Source organism: Methylobacterium organophilum, assembly GCF_022179465.1.
GTDB lineage: Bacteria > Pseudomonadota > Alphaproteobacteria > Rhizobiales > Beijerinckiaceae > Methylobacterium > Methylobacterium organophilum.
The window spans coordinates 147,589-171,562 of sequence record NZ_BPQV01000012.1 but is presented as its reverse complement, the minus strand read 5'-3'; the positions used below and the strand labels follow the sequence as shown (position 1 = coordinate 171,562).

24 protein-coding genes and 1 other RNA gene are annotated in these 23,974 nt (G+C 69.8%); 6 read left to right on the top strand and 19 right to left on the bottom strand.

Annotation, left to right across the window (positions count from 1 at the left end; translation table 11 throughout):
* Window positions 1-11: 11 nt before the first annotated feature.
* The 5 genes from MFF21_RS19105 to MFF21_RS19085 form a co-directional block, all read right to left on the bottom strand.
* Window positions 12-1,115, bottom strand: a complete 1,104-nt coding sequence (locus MFF21_RS19105; RefSeq protein ID WP_238312997.1) for a cell wall hydrolase — start codon at window positions 1,113-1,115, stop codon at window positions 12-14.
* Between the two features lie 196 nt (window positions 1,116-1,311).
* Window positions 1,312-1,569, bottom strand: coding sequence for a hypothetical protein (locus MFF21_RS19100; protein WP_238312994.1), 258 nt, complete (start codon window positions 1,567-1,569; stop codon window positions 1,312-1,314).
* A 225-nt stretch (window positions 1,570-1,794) separates the two neighbouring features.
* Window positions 1,795-4,473: a pyruvate, phosphate dikinase gene (gene ppdK, locus MFF21_RS19095; protein WP_238312992.1), complete on the bottom strand. Its 2,679-nt coding sequence runs from the start codon at window positions 4,471-4,473 to the stop codon at window positions 1,795-1,797.
* A 256-nt stretch (window positions 4,474-4,729) separates the two neighbouring features.
* On the bottom strand, window positions 4,730-4,882 hold the full coding sequence (locus tag MFF21_RS19090; RefSeq protein WP_238312991.1) for a DUF3096 domain-containing protein: 153 nt from the start codon (window positions 4,880-4,882) through the stop codon (window positions 4,730-4,732).
* A 108-nt stretch (window positions 4,883-4,990) separates the two neighbouring features.
* A complete protein-coding gene (locus tag MFF21_RS19085) occupies window positions 4,991-6,844 on the bottom strand; it encodes an ABC transporter transmembrane domain-containing protein (RefSeq protein ID WP_238312989.1) in 1,854 nt (617 codons plus the stop codon).
* A gap of 143 nt (window positions 6,845-6,987) precedes the next feature.
* Between MFF21_RS19085 and rpmE the strand changes: the two genes are divergently transcribed.
* Entirely contained in the window at window positions 6,988-7,242 is a 255-nt protein-coding gene (gene rpmE / locus MFF21_RS19080) for a 50S ribosomal protein L31 (RefSeq protein WP_147047842.1), read from the top strand.
* 139 nt (window positions 7,243-7,381) lie between these two features.
* On the opposite strand, the gene rcdA is transcribed toward rpmE, so the two are convergent.
* Entirely contained in the window at window positions 7,382-7,909 is a 528-nt protein-coding gene (gene rcdA / locus MFF21_RS19075) for a protease adaptor protein RcdA (protein WP_238312987.1), read from the bottom strand.
* A gap of 549 nt (window positions 7,910-8,458) precedes the next feature.
* On the opposite strand from rcdA, the gene rpmH reads away from it, so the two are divergent.
* The 5 genes from rpmH to MFF21_RS19050 all read left to right on the top strand — a co-directional run bounded on the left by rpmH (window position 8,459) and on the right by MFF21_RS19050 (window position 12,172).
* Window positions 8,459-8,593, top strand: coding sequence for a 50S ribosomal protein L34 (gene rpmH / locus MFF21_RS19070; RefSeq protein ID WP_012253788.1), 135 nt, complete (start codon window positions 8,459-8,461; stop codon window positions 8,591-8,593).
* Window positions 8,594-8,656: 63 nt separating this feature from the next.
* Window positions 8,657-9,184, top strand: a complete 528-nt coding sequence (rnpA, locus tag MFF21_RS19065) for a ribonuclease P protein component (RefSeq protein ID WP_238312986.1) — start codon at window positions 8,657-8,659, stop codon at window positions 9,182-9,184.
* Entirely contained in the window at window positions 9,177-11,021 is a 1,845-nt protein-coding gene (gene yidC / locus MFF21_RS19060; RefSeq protein ID WP_238312984.1) for a membrane protein insertase YidC, read from the top strand. The genes rnpA and yidC overlap by 8 nt, the downstream gene beginning before the upstream one ends.
* Before the next feature lie 120 nt (window positions 11,022-11,141).
* Entirely contained in the window at window positions 11,142-11,801 is a 660-nt protein-coding gene (gene yihA, locus MFF21_RS19055; protein ID WP_238312982.1) for a ribosome biogenesis GTP-binding protein YihA/YsxC, read from the top strand.
* Window positions 11,798-12,172: a DUF423 domain-containing protein gene (locus MFF21_RS19050; RefSeq protein ID WP_238312981.1), complete on the top strand. Its 375-nt coding sequence runs from the start codon at window positions 11,798-11,800 to the stop codon at window positions 12,170-12,172. Before yihA ends, MFF21_RS19050 begins: the two co-directional genes overlap by 4 nt.
* Before the next feature lie 63 nt (window positions 12,173-12,235).
* On the opposite strand, the gene MFF21_RS19045 is transcribed toward MFF21_RS19050, so the two are convergent.
* The 13 genes from MFF21_RS19045 to MFF21_RS18985 all read right to left on the bottom strand — a co-directional run bounded on the left by MFF21_RS19045 (window position 12,236) and on the right by MFF21_RS18985 (window position 23,876).
* Window positions 12,236-12,418, bottom strand: a complete 183-nt coding sequence (locus MFF21_RS19045) for a hypothetical protein (RefSeq protein ID WP_238312979.1) — start codon at window positions 12,416-12,418, stop codon at window positions 12,236-12,238.
* 374 nt (window positions 12,419-12,792) lie between these two features.
* The gene (locus MFF21_RS19040; protein WP_238312977.1) at window positions 12,793-13,806 is read right to left on the bottom strand and encodes a peptidoglycan -binding protein; all 1,014 of its coding nucleotides are present in this window, start codon (window positions 13,804-13,806) and stop codon (window positions 12,793-12,795) included.
* Between the two features lie 5 nt (window positions 13,807-13,811).
* Window positions 13,812-14,789 carry a MotA/TolQ/ExbB proton channel family protein gene (locus MFF21_RS19035; RefSeq protein WP_238312975.1) on the bottom strand — a complete coding sequence of 326 codons (978 nt, stop codon included), beginning with the start codon at window positions 14,787-14,789 and terminating at the stop codon, window positions 13,812-13,814.
* A 128-nt stretch (window positions 14,790-14,917) separates the two neighbouring features.
* Entirely contained in the window at window positions 14,918-15,739 is an 822-nt protein-coding gene (locus MFF21_RS19030) for a TIGR00282 family metallophosphoesterase (RefSeq protein ID WP_238312973.1), read from the bottom strand.
* 4 nt (window positions 15,740-15,743) lie between these two features.
* Window positions 15,744-16,337, bottom strand: coding sequence for a 5-formyltetrahydrofolate cyclo-ligase (locus MFF21_RS19025; RefSeq protein ID WP_238312971.1), 594 nt, complete (start codon window positions 16,335-16,337; stop codon window positions 15,744-15,746).
* Window positions 16,327-16,483: non-coding RNA, 6S RNA (ssrS, locus tag MFF21_RS19020), on the bottom strand. Before ssrS ends, MFF21_RS19025 begins: the two co-directional genes overlap by 11 nt.
* A gap of 48 nt (window positions 16,484-16,531) precedes the next feature.
* A complete protein-coding gene (locus MFF21_RS19015) occupies window positions 16,532-16,912 on the bottom strand; it encodes a cell division protein ZapA (protein WP_238312969.1) in 381 nt (126 codons plus the stop codon).
* A 47-nt stretch (window positions 16,913-16,959) separates the two neighbouring features.
* A complete protein-coding gene (locus tag MFF21_RS19010; RefSeq protein WP_238312967.1) occupies window positions 16,960-17,802 on the bottom strand; it encodes a DUF1194 domain-containing protein in 843 nt (280 codons plus the stop codon).
* 91 nt (window positions 17,803-17,893) lie between these two features.
* The gene (locus MFF21_RS19005) at window positions 17,894-18,295 is read right to left on the bottom strand and encodes a response regulator (RefSeq protein ID WP_238312965.1); all 402 of its coding nucleotides are present in this window, start codon (window positions 18,293-18,295) and stop codon (window positions 17,894-17,896) included.
* A gap of 217 nt (window positions 18,296-18,512) precedes the next feature.
* The gene (locus MFF21_RS19000; protein ID WP_238312963.1) at window positions 18,513-18,686 is read right to left on the bottom strand and encodes a hypothetical protein; all 174 of its coding nucleotides are present in this window, start codon (window positions 18,684-18,686) and stop codon (window positions 18,513-18,515) included.
* 582 nt (window positions 18,687-19,268) lie between these two features.
* Window positions 19,269-20,000 carry a 6-phosphogluconolactonase gene (pgl, locus tag MFF21_RS18995; RefSeq protein ID WP_238312961.1) on the bottom strand — a complete coding sequence of 244 codons (732 nt, stop codon included), beginning with the start codon at window positions 19,998-20,000 and terminating at the stop codon, window positions 19,269-19,271.
* Between the two features lie 7 nt (window positions 20,001-20,007).
* Window positions 20,008-20,982, bottom strand: coding sequence for a phosphogluconate dehydrogenase (NAD(+)-dependent, decarboxylating) (gene gnd / locus MFF21_RS18990; protein ID WP_238312959.1), 975 nt, complete (start codon window positions 20,980-20,982; stop codon window positions 20,008-20,010).
* 74 nt (window positions 20,983-21,056) lie between these two features.
* Window positions 21,057-23,876 carry a bifunctional transaldolase/phosoglucose isomerase gene (locus MFF21_RS18985; protein WP_238312957.1) on the bottom strand — a complete coding sequence of 940 codons (2,820 nt, stop codon included), beginning with the start codon at window positions 23,874-23,876 and terminating at the stop codon, window positions 21,057-21,059.
* Between the last annotated feature and the right edge of the window lie 98 nt (window positions 23,877-23,974).

Here is a 23,974-nt window from a genome sequence, read left to right as displayed (position 1 = left end):
GAAACACGCGGTCAGGTCTGCCCGCGCTTCAGCTGATAGAAGATGTGGCGCCCGATCACGTCCATCTTCCGCAGGCGGCGGGACCAGCCGGGGCGGACATAGTCGGCATGGTAATGCGTCGCCCCGCCGACCTCGCTGAGATAGGTCCGGCCCTCGATCACCGCGCTGGCGATGCGGGTGGCGGTCTGCCAGGAGCCGGCATCGGTGATGCGCAGGGACTTGCCCTCGCAGGCGAAAGAGAACTGGCAGCCCATGTAGCGGTGGCGGTTCTGGTAGACCACGCCGCAGACATTGCTCGGGTAGAGCCCGCTCTTCACGCGGTTGAGCACCACCTGCGCCACCGCGGCCTGGCCCTCCTCGGACTCGCTGCGGGCCTCGAAATAGACCGCCTCGGCGAGGCAGCGCTGCTCCCGGTCCATGGCGTCGGGGGCGATCAGGTCGGCATAGCGGTGGCGGGCGCTCTCCGGCAGGACGGGGGAGGGGGCCGCATCGAGGCGCGGGGAATAGCCGGGCAGGGCCAGGCTGGCGGCGGCCACCTCGATCGGGGTGGCATCGGCCGGCGCCGGCGTGGTGGAAGACAGGGCGACCGCGCGGGGCACCGTCGGCGTCGCGCCGTCGGAGGCGGCGAGGTCGTCCTCGCCCAGGGTGTCGCCCTCGGCGCCCGGAGCGAGACCGAGGCCGAGATCCGGCACGGCGGTGAAGCCCTCGGGCTCCAGATCCGGGTTCCAGGTGGCGACGCCGGCGCTGAACACCCCCGCGATGCCCTCGCCCTCTCCAGTGATCAGGCCGACGGAGCGCTGCTCGCGCAGGGCGACGGCGGCCCGCTCGAAACTCGCACCGATCGCGACCGCCGCATCGCCCTTGCTCTCCCGGGCGGGCACGGGGAACACCCGGGCATGGGATTTGAGATCGTCCCGCAGCAGGCTCGCATCGAGCCGCAAGGGCGCGGCCAGGGCCTCGGCGTCGAGGGCGCCGATCAGCACCGTGCCGGCGGGGAGGGGGGGCGCCACGCGCGCATCCAGCGCCCGCACGAGGCTCGAGCCGATCGCGCTCTCGGTGCCGGCATCGGCGGTGAAGGAGATGACGAGGCCCAGGGCCCCGGCCCAGGGCGCCACCGCGGCCCCCAGCCAGCGCAGGCTGCGACCCGACCGCCGTTTCCGTCGTATCCGGTTCGTCCTCACGCCACGCGACCCGTACCCGATGCCAGAGGCTCGCGGCACAGGATGGCGGAAACACGCCGTGCACGAGCACGGCTTCAGGTATCGCGCGGTATGGTTGCCGGGGCGTTAAGGCCGCCGCGAGCGCAGCGTCTCAGGGCAGCGGCTGGGCCTGGCGCAGGGCCAGTCCATTCACGACGATGCGCGCATAGCCGCTGCCGTTCTGCGAGGCGATGATCATCCGCCCGGCCTCGCGGTCGCTGCGCAGGGCGATGGCATAGGCCACGGCCACGATGGTCACGCAGACGGAGAGAACCGCCCCGATCCAGATCAGGGCCTGCTGACCGGCCCGCTGGGCGAGGAAGGGCGGGCGCGCGACAAGGAGAGCGGAAGAGGGGCTGGGATCGGTCATCGGTGAAATCCCGCTGGGACCCTGGCCGGACGACCAGCAGCGCCCCGAGCGCTCCAGACTTCCGCTATCATTGAACGCCCGGGCACGACAACGGTTCGCGAGAGTCGGACTTAAATTATTCCACCCTCTCGTTTCTTGCACCGCGTCACAGAGCGGGAAACGGCCGTTCCGGCCCGAAACGGTTGCGGCGCGGAACCGGTGGTTCCGCGCCGCCCCAGGACCGTCCTAGCCTTCGCCGGCGTGGGTCACGCCCAGTGCCGCCTGGGCCGCGGCGAGCTTGGCGATCGGCACGCGGAAGGGCGAGCAGGACACGTAGTCGAGGCCCACATCCTGGCAGAAGGCGATCGACGCGGGATCGCCGCCATGCTCGCCGCAGATGCCGAGCTTGAGGTTGGGCCGCTGCGCCCGCCCCCGTTCCGCGCCGATGCGCACGAGCTCGCCCACGCCCTCCTGGTCGATGGTGACGAAGGGGTCGAAGGGGATGATGCCCTTCTGGGTGTAGGGCCCGAGGAAGCTGCCGGCATCGTCGCGGGAGATGCCGAGCGCCGTCTGGGTCAGATCGTTGGTGCCGAAGGAGAAGAACTCCGCCGTCTCGGCGATCTCCTTGGCACGCAGGGCCGCCCGCGGCAGCTCGATCATGGTGCCGACCTGATACTCGACCGTGGCCCCGGTCTCCTCCGCCACCGCCTTGGCCATGGCGTCGATGCGCGCCTTCACGAGATCAAACTCGTTCTTCGTGAAGACGAGGGGCACCATCACCTCCGGGGTCACCGGGGCGCCGGTCTCCTTGGCGGCCTGCACCGCCGCCTCGAAGATGGCGCGGGCCTGCATCTCCGCGATCTCGGGGAAGGCGATGGCGAGGCGGCAGCCGCGGAAGCCGAGCATCGGGTTGGTCTCGTCGAGCTCGGCGAGGCGGCGGCGCAGCTTCTCCTCCGGCACGCCGGTCGAATCGGCGACCTCCTTCAGCTCGGCCTCGCCATGGGGCAGGAACTCGTGCAGCGGCGGGTCGAGCAGGCGGATCGTCACCGGCAGGCCGGACATGATCGTGAACAGCTCGACGAAGTCCTGGCGCTGGTAGGGCAGGATCTTCGCCAGCGCCGCCCGGCGGCCCTCGGCGTCGTCGGAGAGGATCATCTCCCGCACGGCGACGATGCGGTCGCCCTCGAAGAACATGTGCTCCGTGCGGCAGAGCCCGATGCCCTCGGCGCCGAAGTTGCGCGCGGTGCGGGCATCGTTCGGCGTCTCCGCGTTGGTGCGGACCTTCATCTGCCGGATCTCGTCGGCCCAGCCCATCAGCGTGGCGAAATCGCCGGAGAGCTCCGGCTCCAGCATCTTCACCTCGCCCTCGATCACCTGGCCGGTGGCGCCGTCGATGGTGATGACGTCGCCCTCGTTCAGGGTCTTGCCGGCGACGGAGAGGGTCTTGGCCTTGTAGTCGATCCGGATCGAGCCGACGCCGGAGACGCAGGGCTTGCCCATGCCACGGGCCACCACCGCCGCGTGGCTGGTCATGCCGCCGCGGGTGGTGAGGATGCCCTCGGCGGCGTGCATGCCGTGGATGTCCTCGGGCGAGGTCTCGATGCGCACCAGGATGCACTTGCGCTCGGCCTTGCGGGCCGCCTCGGCCTCCTCGGAGGAGAACACGATGGCGCCCACCGCCGCGCCCGGGGAGGCGGGCAGGCCGGTGGCGATCACCTTGCGCGCGGCCTTGGGGTCGATGGTCGGGTGCAGGAGCTGGTCGAGGGCGGCCGGCTCGATGCGCTTGATCGCCTCCTCGCGGGAGATCAGGCCCTCGCCCGCGAGCTCCACGGCGATGCGCAGGGCGGCCTTGGCCGTGCGCTTGCCGTTGCGGGTCTGCAGCATCCAGAGCTTCCCATTCTCGATGGTGAACTCCATGTCCTGCATGTCGCGGTAGTGCTTTTCGAGGATCCCGTAGATCCGCGTCAGCTCGGCGAAGCTCTCGGGCATCGCCGTCTCCATCGACGGCTTGTCCGACTTCGCCTCGAGCCGCGCCTTCTCGGTGATGTCCTGCGGGGTGCGGATGCCCGCCACCACGTCCTCGCCCTGGGCGTTGATCAGGAACTCGCCGTAGAGCGCGCTCTCGCCGGTGGAGGGGTTGCGGGTGAAGGCGACGCCGGTGGCCGAGGTGTCGCCCATATTGCCGAACACCATGGCCTGGACGTTCACCGCCGTGCCCCAGCTCTCGGGGATGCGGTTGAGCTCGCGGTACTTCTTGGCGCGGGGGATCATCCAGGAGCTGAACACGGCGCCGATGGCGCCCCAGAGCTGGTCCTCGGGCTTCTGCGGGAAGTCGGCGCCGTGCTCCGCGCGCACGATGCCCTTGTAGACGCCGATCAGGTGCTTCCAGTCCTCGGCCTTCAGCTCGGTGTCGAGGTTGAGCCCCTTCTCCTCCTTGTAGTGCTCCAGCGCCTCCTCGAAGGCGTGGTGCTCCACGCCCAGCACCACGTTCGAGTACATGGTGATGAAGCGGCGGTAGGAATCGTAGGCGAAGCGCGGGTCGCCGGCATCCTTGGCCAGGGCCTCGACGGTCTCGTCGTTCAGGCCGAGATTGAGCACCGTGTCCATCATGCCCGGCATCGAGGCGCGGGCGCCGGAGCGCACGGAGACGAGGAGCGGCTTGGTCGCGTCGCCGAAGCTGCGGCCGGTGAGGCCGCCGACCTTCTTCAGCGCCTCCTCGACCTGAGCCCGGAGTTCCGGCGGATAGGACTTCTCGTGGTCGTAATAGTAGGTGCAGACCTCGGTGGTGATGGTGAAGCCGGGCGGCACCGGCAGCCCGAGGTTCGACATCTCGGCGAGATTGGCGCCCTTGCCCCCCAGCAAGTTGCGCATCGAGGCTTCGCCTTCGGCTTTTCCGTCACCGAAGGAGTAGACCCACTTCGTCATCTGTCTCGTTCCATTCACGGGAAAATGGCGGCCGGCGACCCGGCGAGAGCCCTTGCGTCAGGGCGTGGAACATACCGCACCGCAACGCAAGATGAACATCCGTTCCCGCAAGCGGGGGTACTGACGGAGATTGTATTCTGTCATCGCCGATTGTGCGCGATGGGACCGCCCCCTGGAAGCCCGCGGGATCGCCCGCGAGCCGCGTCCGGGCAGCGGTCGATCCCTCGGCGGCGACGCCGGTTCCGGTCGCGTGCGCTCAGGAAAGGCCGCGGAACAGCCCGAGCCCGATCACCCCGACGACGATCAGGTAGATCGCCACGATGTAGTTGAGCAGCCGCGGCACGATGAGGATCAGGATCCCGGCCAGGATGGCGATCAGCGGCTGGAGATGCGAGACGGTGATGGTCATGGCGGCGCTCCCACGGCCAAGCTCGGCCGGTGCAGCATCAAGACGCACCGGGCCGGCCCGGTTCCCGCATGCCCCGTCGCCGCGCGGGGCGGGGCATGCGGGGCGCCCTCACTCCGCCGGAAGGGCCGCGAGCTTCGGGCGCGGGCGCAGGGCCTCGTCCGTCGCGTCGGTGAACTGAAGGCGGGCGAGCTGGGCATAGAGGGTGCCGCGGGCGATCAGGCTCTCGTGGGTGCCTTCCTCGACGATCCGGCCCCCGTCGAACACGAGGATGCGGTCCGCCTGCCGGATCGTGGCGAGGCGATGGGCGATCACCAGGGTGGTGCGCCCCTCCATCAGGTGGTCGAGGGCGTCCTGCACCGCCCGCTCGCTCTCCGCGTCGAGGGCGGAGGTCGCCTCGTCGAGGAGCAGGATCGGCGCATCCTTCAGGATCGCGCGGGCGATGGCGATGCGCTGGCGCTGGCCGCCGGAGAGGGTCATGCCGCGCTCGCCCACCGCCGTGGCGTAGCCCTGGGGCAGCGCCCGGATGAAGCCGTCGGCATGGGCGAGCTCCGCCGCCCGCACCACCTCCGCCTCGCTCGCCTCGGGGCGGCCGTAGCGGATGTTGTCGATCACGCTTCCCGAGAACACCGTCGGATCCTGCGGCACCAGGGAGAGACGCCGGCGCAGCGAATCGGGATCGGCGGCGGTGACGTCGACCCCGTCGACCCGCACGCGCCCGCCCTGCGCGTCGTAGAAGCGCAGGAGGAGCTGCAGCACCGTGGTCTTGCCGGCGCCGGAGGGGCCGACGAGGGCGATTCGCTCGCCCCGCGCCGCCTTGAACGAGATGCCGGCGAGCGCCGGATGCTCGGGCCGGGTCGGGTAGGCGAAGCGCACCTCCTCGAAGGCGACCTCGCCGCGGGCTGGCTCCGGCAAGGCGACGGGCTGGGCCGGGGCGCGGATCGCCGGCTCGGTGGCCAGGATCTCGCCGAGGCGCTCGGCGGCGCCGGCCGCCTGGGCGAGCTCGCCATAGACCTCGGAGAGCTGTCCCAGCGCGCTCGCGCCGAACACCGCGTAGAGCACGAATTGCGAGAGCTGGCCCGCGCTCATGGTGCCCGCGAGCACCCCCTGCGCGCCGTACCACATCACGCCCACCACGCTGGCGGAGATGAGGAAGATCGCCACGCCCGTGAGCAGGGCGCGGGCGGTGATCGAGGCCCGGGCGGCGAGATAGGCGTTCTCGGACGCCCCGGCGAAGCGCTCCGCCGTGCTCGCCCCCATGCCGAAGGCCTGCATCGTGCGCACCGCGCCGATGGCCTCGGTGGCGTAGGCGGTGGCCTCGGCGAGCTTGTCCTGCGCCGCGCGGGAGCGGCGGCGCACGCCGCGGCCGGAGAGGATCAGCGGGAAGACGATGAGGGGAATCGCGCCGAGCACGAGGATCGAGAGCTTCGGGCTCGTCCAGACCATCATCGCCACGGCGCCGACGAACAGGAAGGCGTTGCGCAGGAGGATCGAGATCGAGACGCCGAAGACCGACTTCACCTGCATCGCGTCGGCGGTCAGGCGCGAGACGATCTCGCCGGACTGGGCCCGGTCGAAGAAGGCGGGGTCGAGGAGGGTCAGGCGCTTGAACACGGCGCTGCGCAGGTCCGCGACCACGCGCTCGCCCAGGGTCACCACCGTGTAGTAGCGGCCCGCGCTCGACAGGGCGAGCACGGCCACGACGCCGAGCAGGGCGACGAAGTAGCTGTTGATGAGCGCCTGTCCCTCCGGCGAGAAGCCGTGGTCGATCACGCGGCGGATCGCCACCGGCACCACCAGCGTCGCTCCGGAGGCCGCCACCAGCGCCACCAGCGCGGCGGCGATGCGCCCGCGGTAGCGGCTGGCGAAGGGAATCAGCGGCTTCAGGGCCCCGAGGGGCGCCCGTCCCCGGGCTTTCTCGACACCATCGCGGCCGGCGCCGCGAGCCTTGTCACGCGCGGCCATCGTCCCTCGTCATCCGTTTCGTCCCTACACTTGTTCGTGTCGCAGGCCTGGGGTATAGGCCCGCCCTTATCCGATTTCGCGCGATCTATGGCCGCGGCCCGCCGGGCCCGTCTCGTTCGGCGTGCTAGAGCAAGGATTTCGTTATGGCAAAAGACGCAGCCGCCAAGGCCAAGGGCACCGAGCACCCCGACTACCACTTCATCAAGGTCGTCATGACCGACGGCACCGAGTACATGACCCGCTCGACCTACGGCAAGGAGGGCGACGTCCTCAACCTGGACATCGACCCGACCACCCACCCGGCCTGGACCGGCGGCGAGCAGAAGATGCTGGATCGCGGCGGCCGCGTGTCCCGCTTCAACTCCCGCTTCGGCGGCCTCGCCTTCGGCAAGAAGTGAGATCGGCGGCGCGTCTCGCGCCGCGTCCTGCCGGAAGACAGAGAAAAGGCGGCGCCTTCGGGCGCCGCCTTTTTCTTTAGCACGTCCAGGGGAAGGACAGGGACAGCCCCCGCGGCGAGGGGCGCCGTCCCGCTCCGGCTCAGCGCCCGAAGGCGCTCATCAGCAGCCCGTGCTGGGCGGCGACGGGGCTCGGCGCGGCCATCGGCGCCGGGCGGTCGTCGGCGATCAGGGTGTCGAGATGCAGGATGCGGGCATGCAGGCGGCGGGAGCGCTGGACCAGTTCCTGCAGCCGCAGGGGCAGCAGGGAGAAGCTGTCGGCCATGGGGGAGGGGGCCTCCGCGGCGTTGAGCTTCACCCGGGTCTTCTCCTCCAGCGCCTGGCCGGGGGTGAGCTCGCCCTCCGAGACGGCGCGCTGCACGAGCAGCCAGGAGGCGATCTGCATCAGCCGCGTGGTGAGCCGCATGCTCTCGCTGGCATAGGCCAGGGACGCGTCCCGGGAGACCAGCCGCGATTCGGTGCGGCCGTCGCCGTCGAGATAGGCCGCGGTCTCCTCCACCAACATCATGCCTTCCTTGAACAGCGCCCGGAAAGCCTCGGAGCCGACATAGGTCGCCCCGAAATTCACCCAGTCCGGCTCGTCCCGGAACATAACGTCGAGCTCGCTCATCCTGCCTCCTGCGCCGCGCCTGGAGCGAAACCGTCCCGAATCAGGACCGCGCCGGCGTCTTCCGCATTGATGGCGCAAGCCTAGCGCCGATCCCACGGCCGCGCGCCGTTGACGTTCTGTTAACCTTACCCGGCCTTTAGAATGCGCCAGAACGGTCAAGGTTGCGTCGTGCGGCAGTAAGGATGCGGCCGCGCAGGGGGAGGATGAGGGCCGGACAGCGGCCAGAAAAAAGCCGCCCCGGAGGGCGGCTTGACCGAGTCAACAGGGAGGCATCAAAACAGAGTGGACAGCAATCCCACTCGACATCCAGGAAACCTGGACATGTCTTCTTGGTAACCGGGAAAGGTTAATGACCGGTTAACCCGAGGCGCATTCCGCCCCGCCTTCCGAATTGACTTGACGGGGCCCATCCGCCATAAGCCGCGCCGACGTGATGCGCCGCCGGAGATCCCGCGCGCGCTTCGTGATTGCAATCATTTCGAGAGGCGGGGTGCAGGTCTGGGCGCGTCGAGCGCCGCCCGGCCGATCACCCTCCGTTGGAGACTGACGATGAAGAGAACCTATCAGCCGAGCAAGCTCGTCCGGAAGCGCCGTCACGGCTTCCGCGCCCGCATGGCCACCGCCGGCGGCCGCAAGGTGATCGCGGCCCGCCGCGCCCACGGCCGCAAGCGTCTCTCGGCCTGAGGCCGTCGGGCGTCGCCTCGCGCGGCGCCTTTTGATCCCGTCTCGAGGCCGATCGGAGCGGTCGTGAAGGTTCGGCGGCTCAAGCGCAGGCCCGACTTCCTGGCGGCTGCCGCCGGGCGCCGCTTCCATACCGAGCGGATGACGGCGCAGGGCCGTGTCCGTGCGCCCGAGGAGACGCGCGGCGGCGAAACCGCCGAGGGTCTCCATGTGGGTTTCACGGTGACGAAGCGCGTCGGCCACGCGACCGAGCGCAACCGCATCCGCCGCCGGCTCCGCGGCGCCGTGGATCGCGCGGCCCTCGATGCGGCCACGCTCCCCGCCGACGTGGTGATCGTCGGACGCCGGCCGCTTCTCGACGCGCCCTTCGCGGCCATCGTCGAGGATCTGCGCCGCGCCTTCGGCGCCGTCACCAAGCCGAAGGCCGCCGGCCGGCAGGACCGCCCGGCCGCGCCGCATTCCGCCCCGGATCAGCCCGGCTCCGATGCCGGCCGCAGCCGTGCACGCGCCCCCCGCGTGCGCGGCGCTTCCACGCGTCCCTCCGGACGCCCCGCCCGTTCCCAAGACCTGCCGCACGGATCGACCGATGGGTAATGACAAGACGAACATGTTCGTCGCGATCGCGCTGTCGCTGGCGGTCCTGCTCGGCTGGAACTACTTCGTCGCCGCGCCGATGACGGAGAAGCAGCGCCAGGCCGCGATCCAGAACAAGGCCGCCGCCGGGCAGACCGCCGGTCCCGACGGCATGCCCGCGCCGAGCCCGCAGGAGGGCGGCCCCGCCGCCCCCGCGCCCGGCACCTTGCCCGGCCTCGGCGCCCAGGGCCCGGTCTCCCGCGACGAGGCGCTCGCCCGCTCGGCGCGCCTGCGCATCGACACGCCGGCCCTCTACGGCTCGCTCGCGCTCAAGGGCGCGCGCATCGACGACGTGAGCCTCAAGAACTACCACGAGACGGTCAGCGACGAGAGCCCGCGCATCGTGCTGCTCTCCCCCACCGGAACCGCGAACCCGTATTACGCGGAGTTCGGCTGGGTCGGCTCCAATGCCGGCCCGCTGCCCAACGGCGACACCGTGTGGAAGGCCGATACCGACGTGCTCGCCCCCGGCAAGCCCGCGACTCTGACCTGGGACAACGGCGCCGGCCTCGTCTTCAAGCGCATCGTCGCCGTCGACGACAAGTTCATGTTCACGGTGCGCGACGAGGTCGAGAACAAGGGCGCGAACCCCGTCACGCTCTATCCCTACGGGCTCGTCTCGCGCTGGGGCAAGCCGGTCACCCAGGGCTACTACGTGCTGCACGAGGGCCTGATCGGCGTGCTCGGCGGCGACGGCCTGCAGGAATACACCTACGACAAGATCGCCAAGGAGCCCGCCTATGGCGGCGCGAACACCCAAGGCAAGGCCTGGGCGAACGTGACCGGCGGCTGGGTCGGCATCACCGACAAGTACTGGGCCGCGGCCGCGATCCCCGACCAGGACAAGCCCTATACCGGCTCCTTCACCGAGCGCAGCGAAGGCGCGACCAAGGTCTACCAGACCAGCATCCGCGGCGAGGCGGCGACCGTCGCGCCCGGCGCCTCCGCGGCCACGACCCAGCGTCTGTTCGCCGGCGCCAAGGAGGTCAACCAGATCAACGCCTATGAGCGCGACCTCGGCATCAAGCAGTTCGATCTGATGATCGACTGGGGCTGGTTCTACTTCATCACCAAGCCGATGTTCCGCGCGCTGGACTTCTTCTTCCACCTGTTCGGCAATTTCGGCGTCTCGATCCTCGTCGTCACCCTGATCCTGAAGATCTTCTTCCTGCCCATCGCCAACCGCTCCTACGTCTCCATGGCCAAGATGAAGGCCGTGCAGCCGGAACAGGCCGCGATCCGCGAGCGGTACAAGGACGACAAGCTGAAGATGCAGCAGGCGACGATGGAGCTGTACAAGAAGGAGAAGATCAATCCGGTCGCCGGCTGCTGGCCGGTGCTGATCCAGATCCCGGTCTTCTTCGCGCTCTACAAGGTCCTGTTCATCACCATCGAGATGCGGCACGCGCCGTTCTTCGGCTGGATCCAGGACCTCGCCGCGCCGGATCCGACCAGCCTGCTCAACCTGTTCGGCCTGCTGCCCTTCGCGGCGCCCGATTTCATCCACCTGGGCATCTGGCCGATCATCATGGGCATCACGATGTTCGTCCAGATGAAGATGAACCCCGCGCCGCCGGACCCGGTCCAGGCGCAGGTCTTCACCTTCATGCCGATCCTGTTCACCTTCATGCTCGGCTCGTTCCCGGCCGGCCTGGTGATCTACTGGGCCTGGAACAACACCCTCTCGGTGCTGCAGCAATACGTGATCATGCGCCGCAACGGGGTGAAGGTGGAGCTGTGGGACAACCTCAGGAACACTTTCAAGCGCAGCGAGAAGAGCGCCGCGGCCAAAGGCTGACGCCGAGAGCCCGCACCGGAACCGCGTGAAACAGTGAGGGGGCCCCGGCCCCCTTTCCCTCGTTTGAGCCCCCGATCCTGCCTCGCCCTCCGGGACGAGGCGTCGACGAACCGTTCGGTGATGAACTTGTCGGACACCGACGCGCCTTCCCCCGATCTCCTCGAAGCCGGCCGCCTCCTCTTCGCGGGCAGCGCCGACTTCACCGCGGCCGCTCCGGCGCTCGGCGCCCTGCCGGCGATGGAAGGGGTCGAGATCGCCTTCGCCGGGCGCTCCAATGTCGGCAAGTCGAGCCTCGTCAACGCGCTCACCGGGCGCAACACCCTGGCGCGCACCTCGCACACCCCGGGGCGGACGCAGCAGCTCAACTTCTTCCGCATCGGCAGCCGGCTGACCCTGGTGGACATGCCGGGCTACGGCTACGCCGCCGTCGAGAAGGCCAAGGTCGAGGCCTGGACCAAGCTGGTCCACGCCTATCTGAAGGGCCGCGCCAATCTCGCCCGCGTCTTCGTGCTGGTCGATTCGCGCCACGGCCTGAAGGGCATCGACACCGATCTGCTCGACGGCCTCGACAAGGCGGCCGTGTCCTACCAGCTCGTGCTGACCAAGGGCGACGCCCTCAAGAAGTCCGAGGTGGAGGCCCGCATCGCCGGCATCAAGGCGGCGCTCGCCAAGCGGCCCGCCGCCTATCCCGAGGTGCTGCTCACCTCCAGCCGGACGGATCTGGGCGTCCCGGAGCTGCGGGCCAGCGTGGCGCGGCTGCTGGCGGAACGCGGCGTATGAGCGGGCTCAACCGCGCCCTCCTGGCCCTGGCCGGCCTCGCCGGGCTGCTCGGCGTCGCGGCCAGCGCGGCGGCGGCCCACACGGCCGGTGGCGAGACCCTGCGCACTGCCGCGCAATTCCTGCTGTTCCATGCGCCGGCCGTGATCGGCCTCGTGGCGCTCGGCGCCGGCGGTGCCGTCAGAGCCGGCCTGGCCCGGGCTTCGGCGGCCGGCCTGCTCCTCGGCCTCGCCCTGTTCTCGGGCGACCTGTCCCTGCGCGCGCTCTCCGGTTCGCCGCTCTTTCCGATGGCGGCACCCAGCGGCGGGGTGATCCTGATGCTCGCCTGGGCGCTCGCGATCCTGGCCGCCCTGGTGCCGGCCCGTCGGCCCTGAGGGCCCATATCCGGCACGCCCGGCGCAGACGCATCATCCGCCTCGGACGCGGCCTGATCCGGATCATCGCAGGGCCGCCGTCTCGGTGCCGATCCTGACAGGGCTCTTGCCATAGGGCACGGCCGGCGGCGCCAGGGGCGGGCTGCGATCGATCGTCAGCACGGCGACGACCCAGATCAGGATCGCGACGATCCCGGCGATTTCCCGCGGCGAGGTCGGGCGCGGCGAGGGGCTCTTCTCGGGCACAGCAGCGATTCCAGTCTTCCGATCCCCCATTCTGCCGCCCGATTGTTTCCCGATTGTGTGGGAAAAATGCCCACGCATACGGGCAGGTGTCGATCCCATGGCCCTGCCGTGCGCGCTCGTAGCCTTTCCGGTCGATCGGTAAGGTCCGCGGCGTCTTTCCTCTCCCCCTGGGAGAGGTGGCCGCAAAGCGGACGGAGAGGGCAGCGAGGCTCCCACATCGCCCTCGGCCCACCCACTCCACCACGCTTCGCGCGGTCCCCCTCGCCAGGGGGCGAGGAAAGGTGCCCCGTCCGGCATGCGCGGAGATCCGCGTCTCCGAAAGCCGCGTGGGTAAGGGAGCCCGGCTCGACTGTTCCGGGGGCCCGGAACCCCTCTCAGCGCTCGGTGAGCTTCATCTCGATCCGGCGGTTGCGGGCATAGGCCTCGTCCGTCGTGCCGGTGTCGAGGGGCTGGAACTCGCCGAAGGCGCCGGCCAGGAGGCGCTGGGGCGGGATGCCCCGGCCGCGCAGATACTGCACCACGGCGATGGCGCGGGCGGCGGAGAGCGCCCAGTTCGAGGGGAACTGCGCCGACTGGATCGGCCGGGCATCGGTATGGCCGTCGACCCGCAGCACCCAGGGGATGTCCGCGGGGATCTCCTTGGCGATGTCGAGGATGGCGCCGGCGATCCGGTCGAGCTCCGGCCCGGCCTCCGGCTTCAGCGCCGCGGAGCCCACCGCGAACAGCACCTCCGATTGCAGCACGAAGCGGTCGCCGACGACGCGGATGTCCGAGCGGCTGCCGATGATCTGGCGCAGGCGCCCGAAGAAGTCGGAGCGGTAGCGGGCCAGTTCCTGCACCCGCTGGGCGAGCGCCACGTTCAGGCGGCTGCCGAGTTCGGCGATGCGGGCCTGGCTCTCCCGGTCCCGGGTCTCGGAGGCGGCCAGCGCGTCCTCCAGGGCGGCGAGCTGCCGGCGCAGGGCCCGGATCTGCTCGTTGAGCACGTCGATCTGGTTCTGCGCCCGCGTCGTGGCGCCCCGCTCGGCGGCGAGCTGCTTGTCCGCGTCCTCGGATCTGCCCTGGGCGGCGCTCGCCGCATCGGCCATGGCCTGCAGGCGGTCGCGCTCGTTCTCCGTGCCGGTCAGCGTCGAGCGCAGCTGGTCGAGTTCGTCCTCCTTGGCACGCCGGTTCGAGCGCTCCAGGGCGAGCAGGTCGGTGAGGTCGGCGATCTGCCGGTTGAGCCGGGTCAGCACCGCGTCCCGCCCGGTCAGCTCCTGCGACAGGAAGAACTGGCCGACCACGAAGATAGTCAGCAGGAACACGACCGAGAGCAGCAGCGTGGCGAGCGCGTCGACATAGCCCGGCCAGACGTTCAGGCCGCGATGGGAGCGCGCGCGGGCGGAGGCCATGGGCGCTACTCGACCTTCTCGCGGGCGAGGCGGTCGAGCACCTGCTTCAGCTCGCGCTCGCGGGTCGCCTGGGCCTCGACCCAGTCGCGGATCATCTGCTGCTCCGCCCGCATGTGCTGCACGAGCCCCTGGATGCCCTCGGCGAGGTTGGTCATGGCCTGGGTCGCGGCCCGGCCGCCGGTGCCCTCGGCCACCACGGCTGAGAGGCGGTCCACCGCCTCCTTGAGGGCGCGGGCCGCCTCCGGATCCTGGGCGGAGACGCCGCCGCCGGCCGAGAGCGCGACCTGCGGCTCGCCGGAGACGAGCCAGTCCTCGAGCTCGTTGTGGAAGCGGGCATGGGCCTGGCCCGCCTGCAGGTCGAGGAAGCCGACCACCAGGGAGCTCGACAGGCCGAACAGCGAGGCGGAGAAGGCGAGGCCGATGCCGGAGAGGGGCACGGCGAGGCCGTTCTTGAGTTCGTCGAACATCACCGCGGCGTCCCCGCCGCCGCGCATCGAGGTGATGACCCCGCCCACCGCCGAGAGCGTGTCGATCAGGCCCCAGAAGGTGCCGAGCAGGCCGAGCAGGATGAGGATGCCGGCGATGTAGCGCAGGATCTCGCGGCCCTCGTCGAGGCGCGCATGGGCGGTGTCGAGGAGCGCCCGCGTACCGGTGAGCGTGGTGCCCTCGCGCCGCGCCAGGATCGCGGGCTTGAGCGGGTCGAGCAGCGCCGGCCGCGCCCGGTCCGTGGGCGCGCCGGAAGCGACGGCGTTGACGTAGCCGACCTCGCGATAGAGCCGGACCACCTGCCCGAAGGCGAGCAGGACGGCGATGAGCAGCACGCCCAGGATCAGGCCGTTGAGGCCGGGATTGGCCAGGAAGGCCGGGGTGATCTGCTTGAACAGGACGAAGGCCAGGAACCCGACCAGGATCAGGAACACCAGCATCCGCACGAGATAGATCGTGGGTTTGGCGAGGGGCGAGGACGCGGGACGGGCCGCCATCGGGTTGCTACTCTCGTCCGGGCCGCTTCGCGGGGAGCCGCCGCTCCTGGTTTCGGTCGGGGCGCACTCTGTCGTGTGCCTCCCGCCCGATCAAGCGACCCGGCCTTCCGCATCGCCGCGGGGGAGGGTCAATCCCAGGCTTCCGGCCAGGTTTCCGCGAGGTGCGGCCCCAGGCGCACAGGCCAGACCGCCTTGGCGAGACCCGTGGAATCATCGGTCTCGACCGCGATGCCGCAGAGGGTGCCTTCGCCCTGCGCGGTCTCGAGCCGGCTGCCCGGCGTCTTCTGCAGGAAGCGGCGAATCGGCTCGTCCTTCTGCATGCCGAGCACGGAATCGTAGTCCCCGCACATGCCGGCATCCGAGAGATAGGCGGTGCCGCCCGGCAGGATGCGGTGGTCGGCGGTCGGGGTATGGGTATGCGTGCCCACCACCAGGCTCGCCCGCCCGTCGAGGAAATAGCCGAAGGCCTGCTTCTCGCTCGTCGCCTCCGCGTGGAAATCGACGATCACCGCATCCGCCGCCTCGCGCAGGGGGCAGGCGGAAAGCGCCTTGTCGGCGGCGGTGAAGGGGTCGTCCAGGGGATCGATGAAGATGCGGCCCATGGCGTTGACCACGAGCACCCGGGCGCCCTTGGCCGTCTCGATCACCGCCGCGCCGCGGCCGGGCGTGCCCGGCGGGTAATTGGCCGGGCGGATCAGGTGCGGCTGGCGCTCGATGAAGACGAGGGCCTCGCGCTGGTCGAAGGAATGGTTGCCCAATGTCACCACGTCGGCGCCGGCCTGGAGGATCTCGTCGCAGATCGCCTCCGTGATGCCGAAACCGCCGGCGGCGTTCTCGCCGTTCACCACCACGCAGTCGAGGCGCCAGCGCTCGCGCAGCGCGGGCAGGCGGTCGGCCACCACCCGCCGTCCGGGGCGGCCGACGACGTCACCGAGGAAGAGGAGGCGCATGGGATCAGTCCCGCTGGAGCGGGACGGGCCCGGTCTCGGTGATCATGTGGTCGAGGGGCCGGTCATGCGCCTCGGCGGGCACGTGTTCGATCTCTTGGACGGAGAAGGCGACGCCGATGGTGAGCACCGGCCCGTTGCCGGAGAGGCGGGCGATCGCCTTGTCGTAATAGCCCGCGCCGTAGCCGATGCGCTGTCCGCGCCGGTCGAAGGCGGCGAGGGGCACAATCAGGGCGGTGGGATCGAGGGGCGGCAGGTCGTCCCGCGGCTCGCTCAGGCCGAAGCCGCCGGGCACCAGCGCCTCGCCGGCCTTCCACTCGCGGAAGACGAGGCCGTCCGGCGTCACCTTGGGCAGCGCCACCCGCTGGCCGCGGGCGAAGAGCCGCTCGATCAGCGGGCGGGGATCGATCTCGGAGCGGATCGGCCAGAAGGCGCCGACGATCGCGGCCTCCGCCAGGGCGGGGATCGTCATCACCGTCTCGGCGACGGCGACCGAGCCCGCCGCGCGGGCCTCCGGATCGAGGGCATCGCGCCGGGCCAGCGCCGCCTTGCGCAGCTCGGCCTTGCGGGAACGGTGGGGGGAGGTGGTGTGCGGAGCCACGTGAGCCGTTGGAGTGTCGATCCCGGGAAACCTACAGAGTAGGTGGGCGCCGTGTTGGCCAAGTCCACGGACGAGGCCAGGTACAGCTCCCTAGGGAGTCGATAAGGCCCCGGGGAAAGTTCTCCTGACGAACTCTGCAGCCCCGCCCGGCAGATGTAGACGCGCGGACCGTCCTGCGCCAGGGGCGGCAGGCCTCATGCGGCGGAATTTCCCGGCTGTGTCCGCCCGAGGGCCCGGGCGAGGCGCTCGATCCGCTCGGCCGTGCCGCTGATCCCCTCGGCGAGGCTCGCCCGTTCGGCCTCCTGCGCCGCCTCGACCGCCTTGGCGGCGCCGCGCAGATGCTTCGCCTCCGCCTCGAGGGCGGCCATCCGGCGCTTCAGCTCGGCCAGCTCGTCCGAGACGGTGAGCGCCGCCATCACGTGCAGGCGCATGTCGCCGATCTCGCCGAAGGCCTTGCGCATCTCGGCGACCCGGGCATCGAAGCCGGCGGCGAGCGCCGCGAGGTGCTCCTCCTCTCCCTCGCCGCAGGCCATGCGGTAGGTCTTTCCGGCGATGACGACGTTCACATGGGGCATCGGCCTCTCCCGAGCTCTGTTTCCTTCCCCCGGCGACCCGCGGCCGCTCAGCGGCTCACCACGTTGGTCGGGGGGAGGCCGCGATCGGGGGCGATCTTAAGCCCGCTGATCTCCAGGACGAATTTCTGGCGCAGCGCCCGGGCGAAATCGCCGTAGCCTTGGGCGGCCAGCAGGAAGGCGCCGGGACCCGCTACCACGTGCTCGCGGTACCAGGCGTCGAGGGTGGTGCCGTCCCGGTCGGCCTGCTTCGGGAGTTCGCGCAGGCCGTAGCCCGGCGCCCGGAAGGCGCCGACGCCGACCACGTCGTTCTCCCCCGGCACCAGGATCGGCAGGCCGTTCACGGTGGCGCCGGCCTGGACCAGGCTCTGGCGCTGCTCGCGGATGTCGTCCGTGTCGGTGCAGTTGTCGATGCCGTCGCCGGACACGTCGACGACGGTGCGGTCGGCGGGCACCGGCAGGGCGGGCAGGACCGTCGCGGCGACGGTGCGCATCATCCGGCCGATGCAGGTGAATTCCCCCGGCTGGCGCGGCACCGCCCGCACCAGCCGGGCGGCGGCTTGCGCCTCCGCCTTCGAGGCGATCCGGCGCCAGCCCACAGCCAGCCTCGCGGTGTCGGCCCAGGCGACCATGGCGAAGGCGATGCCGCCGCTCGCCTCGATCGAAGCCAGGACCTGCGCGTCCTCCAAAGCCCCAGCAATCCCCTCCATCTGCAGGCGGTAGCGGGTCTCGTCCACCGAACCCGAGACGTCGACTGAAACGACGAGGGCGGTACCTACGCTGTCCGTGGCCTCCGCCGCGCGAGGAGCTTCGTCGCCAAGCAGGATCGCGGCGCATGCATACGCCGGCAAAATGCAGCGCAGACCGCCCCGTTTTCCGATCCCGATCGTCATCCGCCTCTGGTCCGTTTCCTCGCGGGCGGATGCTAGAGCACGTGGCATGGCGGAGCCAGGGCGAGCGTAGCCGCCATCACCGTGATCCCCGTCAGCTCAGGCCTTCCCAGCCATTGCCGACGCCGAGGCTCCGCGCGCCGTCGAGGAGCTTCATCGAGCGGCAGGGCTTCAGGAAGAGCAGGCTATTCTCGACCGGGCGGGGCGCCTTGTTGTCATAGCCGGTGACATAGATCACCGGCAGGGAGGGCCGGGCCTCCCGCGCCCGCTCGGCAATGTCCCAGCCGTCGATCGAACCGGGGAGGCGGATATCGGTGAGCAGGAGGTCGATGGTTGTCGGCCCATTCAAGAGAGCGAGGGCCTGCTCCCCATCGCTCGCCGAGACCGTCTCGTAACCGGCATCGCCGAAAGCGGCGATCGTGACCTCCAGGAGCAGGTCGGCATCCTCGACGATCAGCACTCTTGGCTTGCGCGTGACGCTGAGCGACCGCTCCATTCGAAATTGAACTCCCCCGTCCGAAACACGCGTCAGTTTGCCCAGTTTCGAGGGGGCTGCAATCTCTTTTGGGTCAGCGCGAGTGCATGCTCTGCGGTCCGATCAACCCCGTTTCTGCGGTGAGAGCCGATCCGGTCCGGCCGCATCAGACTGTGGCGTCGGATCCTCATCCCGATGCATCGTCTTTCGGCACTTCGGCCTTTTTCGCTGGCCCCCTCTAGCGAACCGATACCGGCGGCTGCGGCCGCTTGTGCGCGGCAGCCTTCTTCGTCGCGACAGCGGTCTCGGGCCGTTCGAGATCGAATTCAGTAAGATCCTGCTCGAGGACAGGAAGGGTTTCCAGCTGGAACGGCCTCGCCGGCTCCGCGGAGATCGCCGCGGGTTCGGCCACGGCAGGATCCGAAGCCGCGGGAGCAGGAACCGATATCGGAGCGGCAGGGATCCCAGGCTGCATTGGGGCCGAGGGCATCTCGTAACCCGGAGGAGGAGGCGCCACGATCCGCATGGGCATGGGCGCCACCGCCACCTTCGGGGTCGGGATCGCGGCCGCCGAGCGGGGAACGGGCTGTCTCTGGAGCAGCAAGGCGACCAGCAAGCTGGATGTTGCCGCGGTCACCGCGAGCAGGGCAGCAAGCCAGCGCTTCGCCCAGATCGCTCCGCTTCCACCCAGGGAGCGCAGCGGCCCCGGGTATAGGCCACGTCGACGAGTCAGACGGAGGCCGCCGATCCGCCTTCCGCCCCCGTGAGCGGCTTCCTCATCTCCGATGCCCATGGCCCGGCCCCCTAATCGCCGAAAGCCGTTCACGAACTGGAAGGATCCGCGGCGAAAATGAGGCAACCCAGCCTCGACCTTGAGTTTCCCCCGCAATTCAAGGCTGAGAAGTGGATGCGGCCTGACGGCTTCGATGGGCAGCACACCAGGGCGGGATCGCGTCCCGTGCGAAAGGTGCGTCAGGGAGGCGTCGGTCCTTGTTCAGGCGTCCGCGGCATCCCGATCGATCAGCCAAGTCAGCCTGCCCTGGCTCGTGACGTGACGGGCGGGTAGATCCTCGCCCTCAGCCAAGCGACGCAGGGTCTCGCGCTTGCCCTTTCCGTTGACGAGGAACAGCACCTCCCGTGACGAAGCGAGCGCCGGAAAGGTGAGGGAGATGCGCGGCACGAAGGGTTCCATGCCGGCTTCGGGCACGGCCACAGCCCAGGCATCGCGCTCCTTCGTCTCAGGCTTGCCGGGGAACAGGGAAGCCGTGTGCCCATCCGTGCCGAGGCCAAGCAGCACGAGGTCGAAGAGCGGGCGCCGCGGATCGAGCCGGTCGGCGCCGTAATGGCCGCGAAGGGTTGCTTCGTAGGCGCGGGCGCCGGCCTCGGCTCCCTTCTCGGTCAGGATGAAGTGAAAGCGGCTCGCCGAGACCGGCTCGCCCGAGCCGAAGGCCTCGCGCACCATGCGGACATTGCTCAGGGGGTCGTCCCACGGCACGACCCGGTCGTCCCCGAAAAACCAGTCGATCTTGCGCCAAAGCACCCGGCCGAGGAATTCCCGGCTCGCCAGCAATTGGTAGAGACGCTTGGGCGTGGAGCCACCGGAGAGGCAGACCGACAGGCGTTCGCTGCCATCATTGACGCAGAGGGCGAGCAGGCGCTCGGCCGCCTCCCGCGCCGTCGCCTCGGCATCGGGCAGGAGCTTGGTGTTCTCGGGCAGGGGGATCATGCGGGCCTCATTTCGGCTCGACATGGCCACCGAAGCCCTTCCGCATCGCGGAGAGAAGCTTGTCGGCGAAGACCTCCTTCTCGCGGGAACGGAAGCGAGCATAGAGCGCCGCCGAGAGCACGGGTGCCGGTACGGCCTCCTCGACCGCGGCGTTGATGGTCCAGCGGCCCTCACCGGAATCCTGGACGTTGCCGGTGAAATGCTCCAGTTCGCCATCCGCAGCCAGCGCTTCGGCGGTCAGGTCGAGGAGCCAGGAGGAGACGACGCTGCCTCGGCGCCAGACCTCGGCGATCTCGGCCACGTTGAGGTCGAAGCGGCGGTCTTCGGGCAGAGCCCCGCTGGCCGCATTCTTCAGGATGTCGAAGCCCTCCGCATAGGCCTGCATCAGCCCGTATTCGATGCCGTTATGGACCATCTTCACGAAATGGCCCGCGCCGCTGCGGCCGGCATGGATATAGCCCTGTTCGGCACGGGGGTCGTGCTTGTCCCAGCCTTTGGTGCGGGGCGCATCGCCGAGGCCGGGGGCGAGGGTCCGGAAGATCGGATCGAGCCGGTCGACGGCTTCCTTGTCGCCGCCGATCATCATGCAATAGCCACGCTCCAGGCCCCAGACGCCGCCGGAGGTGCCGACATCGACATAATGCAGGCCCTTTTCCTTCAGCGCGGCGGCCCGACGCACATCGTCGCCCCAGAATGAATTGCCGCCGTCGATGATCGTGTCGCCCTCGGCCATCAGGCCGGAGAGCTGCGTGACGGTCTCCTCCGTGATGGCACCGGCGGGCAGCATCACCCAGGCGGCACGCGGTGTCTCCAACTTGGCGACGAGATCCTCGAGGCTCGTGGCCGCGGTAGCGCCCTCCTTCTCCAGCGTCGCCACCGCCTCGGTATTGCGGTCATAGACCACCGCCGTGTGCCCGTCCCGCAAGAGACGCCGGACGATGTTGCCGCCCATACGGCCGAGGCCGATCATGCCGAGTTGCATCGCGTCTCGCTCCTGTCCGGATATGCAGAGGGCTTTGTTCGGTCGCTCCCCGCGGCGGGGAGGGATGCGTGAAGCTACGCCACGGCCTCCTTGATGGCGGCGGCGATGCGCCTCAGCCCGGCCTCCACGTCGCCCTTGATATGGGCGCGCAGGGCCCGGCGGCCGCGCTCGGCCAGCACCGCGAAGTCGCCGCGGGCCTGGGCCGCGATCACCGTGCCGAAGCCAAGCTTGCGCCCAGGGATCGGCAAGTCGCTGGACGGATCAGCGGTGATCTGCAGGAAGACACCGCTCTCGGGGCCGCCCTTATAGGCTTGGCCGGTCGAGTGGAGAAAGCGCGGCCCAAATTCCAGACAGGTCGCCACCGCCTTCGCATCGCGCACGGCAAGGCGCGCCTCCTGCAGGATGCTGGCATGGCGCTCGTTGCGGGTCACGTAGGCGAGGAGCGCGACATAATCCCCGGCCTTCACCCGGGCGAGATGAGCGGCGAGGGCCGCCTCCAGCCCGCCGGAAGCCTGGGAGAGGGCACCGGCATTGGCGGAGTCGGCGTAGAGGGCGATGGTTTCGTCCTCGAAGATCGGCGTCTCGGGCGGTAGCGCCCCGGTCTCCTCGGCTGCCGCGAAGAGCTTTTTCGTCTCGACCTTGCTCGCCTCGACGTCGGGCTGGTCGAAGGGATTGATGCCGAGGATCGCGCCCGCGACCGCCGTGGCGATTTCGAAGCGGAAGAATTCCTGCGGCAGTTGCTCCTCGTTGACGAGCTCGATCGTGGCGACCGGATGGCCCTCGCGCTCCAGCCCCTTCACGGCTTCGTCCTGCCGGGCGTCGGCCCGGCGGTCGAGGCGCAGATACACGAAGAAGCGGTCCTCACCGTAGACGGCGGGAACGTCCACGGGCTCGCCGTCGACCGGGATCAGGCCCTTGCCTTCCTTGCCGGTCGATTCCGCAATGAGCTGCTCGGCCCAGGCGCCGAAGCTGTCGATGCCGGGGGAGGCGATCACCGTCACCTTGTCGCGCCCCTGCTCGACCGCGGCCGTGCCGAGCGCGGCGCCGAGGATCACGCCGGGATTGTGGGCGGGCGGCACGGCGGGGCCGCAGGAGCGGACCATCGCGCGCGCCGTCTCCAGAAACGTCCGGATCTCGATGCCGCTCGCCGCCGCCGGCACCAGCCCGAAGGCCGAGAGCACGGAATAGCGCCCGCCGATCTGCGGCATGCCGAAGAAGATGCGGCGGAAGCCGTCGTCCTTGGCTGCCATCTCCATGGCGGAACCCGGGTCGGTCACGGCGACGAAATGGCGCCCGGCCTTCTCGCCGACGACATCCTTCATCCGGCCGAGGAAGTAGTCGCGGAACACGTTCGGCTCCAGCGTCGAGCCGGATTTCGAGGCGACGATAAAGAGCGTCGTCTTTAGGTTCACCGCGGCTTCGACGGCACGGACCTCGTCCGGGTCGGTCGAGTCGAGGATGCGGAGCTTGGGGAAGCCCTCGCGGGCGCCGTAGGTCGCGGCGATCACGTCCGGGCCGAGGCTGGAACCGCCCATACCGAGCACCACGGCGTCGGTGAAGCCCTCGGCCTTGATCTCGGCGGCGAAGGTCTCGTACGCGCCGACATTCTCCAGCTCGTCCTCGACGATGCGCAGCCAACCGAGCCACTTGTCCTCGTCGCGGCCAGTCCAGACCGAGGTGTCATGCGCCCAAAGACGGCGGATCGCGCCGCTCTCGCGCCAGGATTCGAGGGCCTTGTCGGTCGCCGCCTGCAGCGGCTCGGGGAGCACGAGTGCCTGGCTGTCGAGGCGGGATCCGAGCAGGGCGGCGCGCTTGTCGGAGACCGCACCGAGCAGTTTGTCGGCGGCGTCCACGAAAAGCTGCACGCCCTCCTCGACGAGTTGGCGGGCGACCTCCTCGATGTCGATGCCGGCGTGCGTCAGTCGGACCATAACCGCCTCGGCTTCCGGGATGCCCTCTTCCAGCGTGGCCCGGGCTTTGCCGTGGTCACGGAAGGCGTCCATGGTCGCAGGCGGCATGGTGTTGACGGTGTCGGGCCCGATCAGCTCCTCGACGTAGAGCACATCGGAATAGGCCTTGTTCTTGGTGCCGGTGGAGGCCCAGAGCAGGCGTTGCGCCTTGGCGCCCTTGGCGGCCAGCGCCTCCCAGCGCTCGCCCGAGAACAGGCGCTTGTAGCGCTGGTAAGCGAGCTTGGCGTTGGCAATCGCGACCTTGCCTCTGAGGTCGTCGAAGCCCCCCTTCTCGTCGAGCTTCTTGTCAACCAAGCTGTCGATGCGGCTGATGAAGAAGCTCGCCACGCTCGCAACGCGCGAAACGTCGCCGCCCTTGCCGGCAAACTCGGTGAGGCCGTCGATGAAGGCGTTGGCGACCTCCTCGTAGGTCTCCTGCGAGAACAGCAGGGTGATGTTGATCGAGATGCCTTCCGCCGTGAGCTGGCGGATCGCCGGCAGGCCTTCGGGCGTGGCCGGCACCTTGACCATGAGGTTGTCGCGCTTCACCGCCGCGTGCAGCCGGCGCGCCTCGTCGAGGGTCGCCTGCGTGTCGAGGGCAAGGTAGGGCGAGACCTCTAGGCTGACATAACCGTCCGCGCCGTCGCTCGCCTCGTAGACGGGCCGGAGCACGTCGGCCGCGTTCTGGATGTCCTCGATGGCGAGCCCCTCATAGAGGTCGACCACCCGGGCATCGCCTTGATCGAGGACGGTCTTGAGGCCATCGTCGTACTCGGCCGTATGGCCGATCGCCTTCTCGAAGATCGCCGGGTTGGAGGTGACGCCCCGCAGGCCGTCCTTCTCGACCAACGCCTTCAGCTCCCCCTTAGCCAGGAAGCCGCGAGCCACGTAATCGAGCCAGACCGCCTGTCCGTGCTCGGTGAAGAGGGCCTTCAACGCACTCATCTCGGTCGTCCTCGCATCGAGTCTTGCATTTCCCGCCCGTAGAGAGGGGCGGACCGCCGCGCATCGCCCTCCCCCACGGAGGGGGAGGGCCTTTCGCG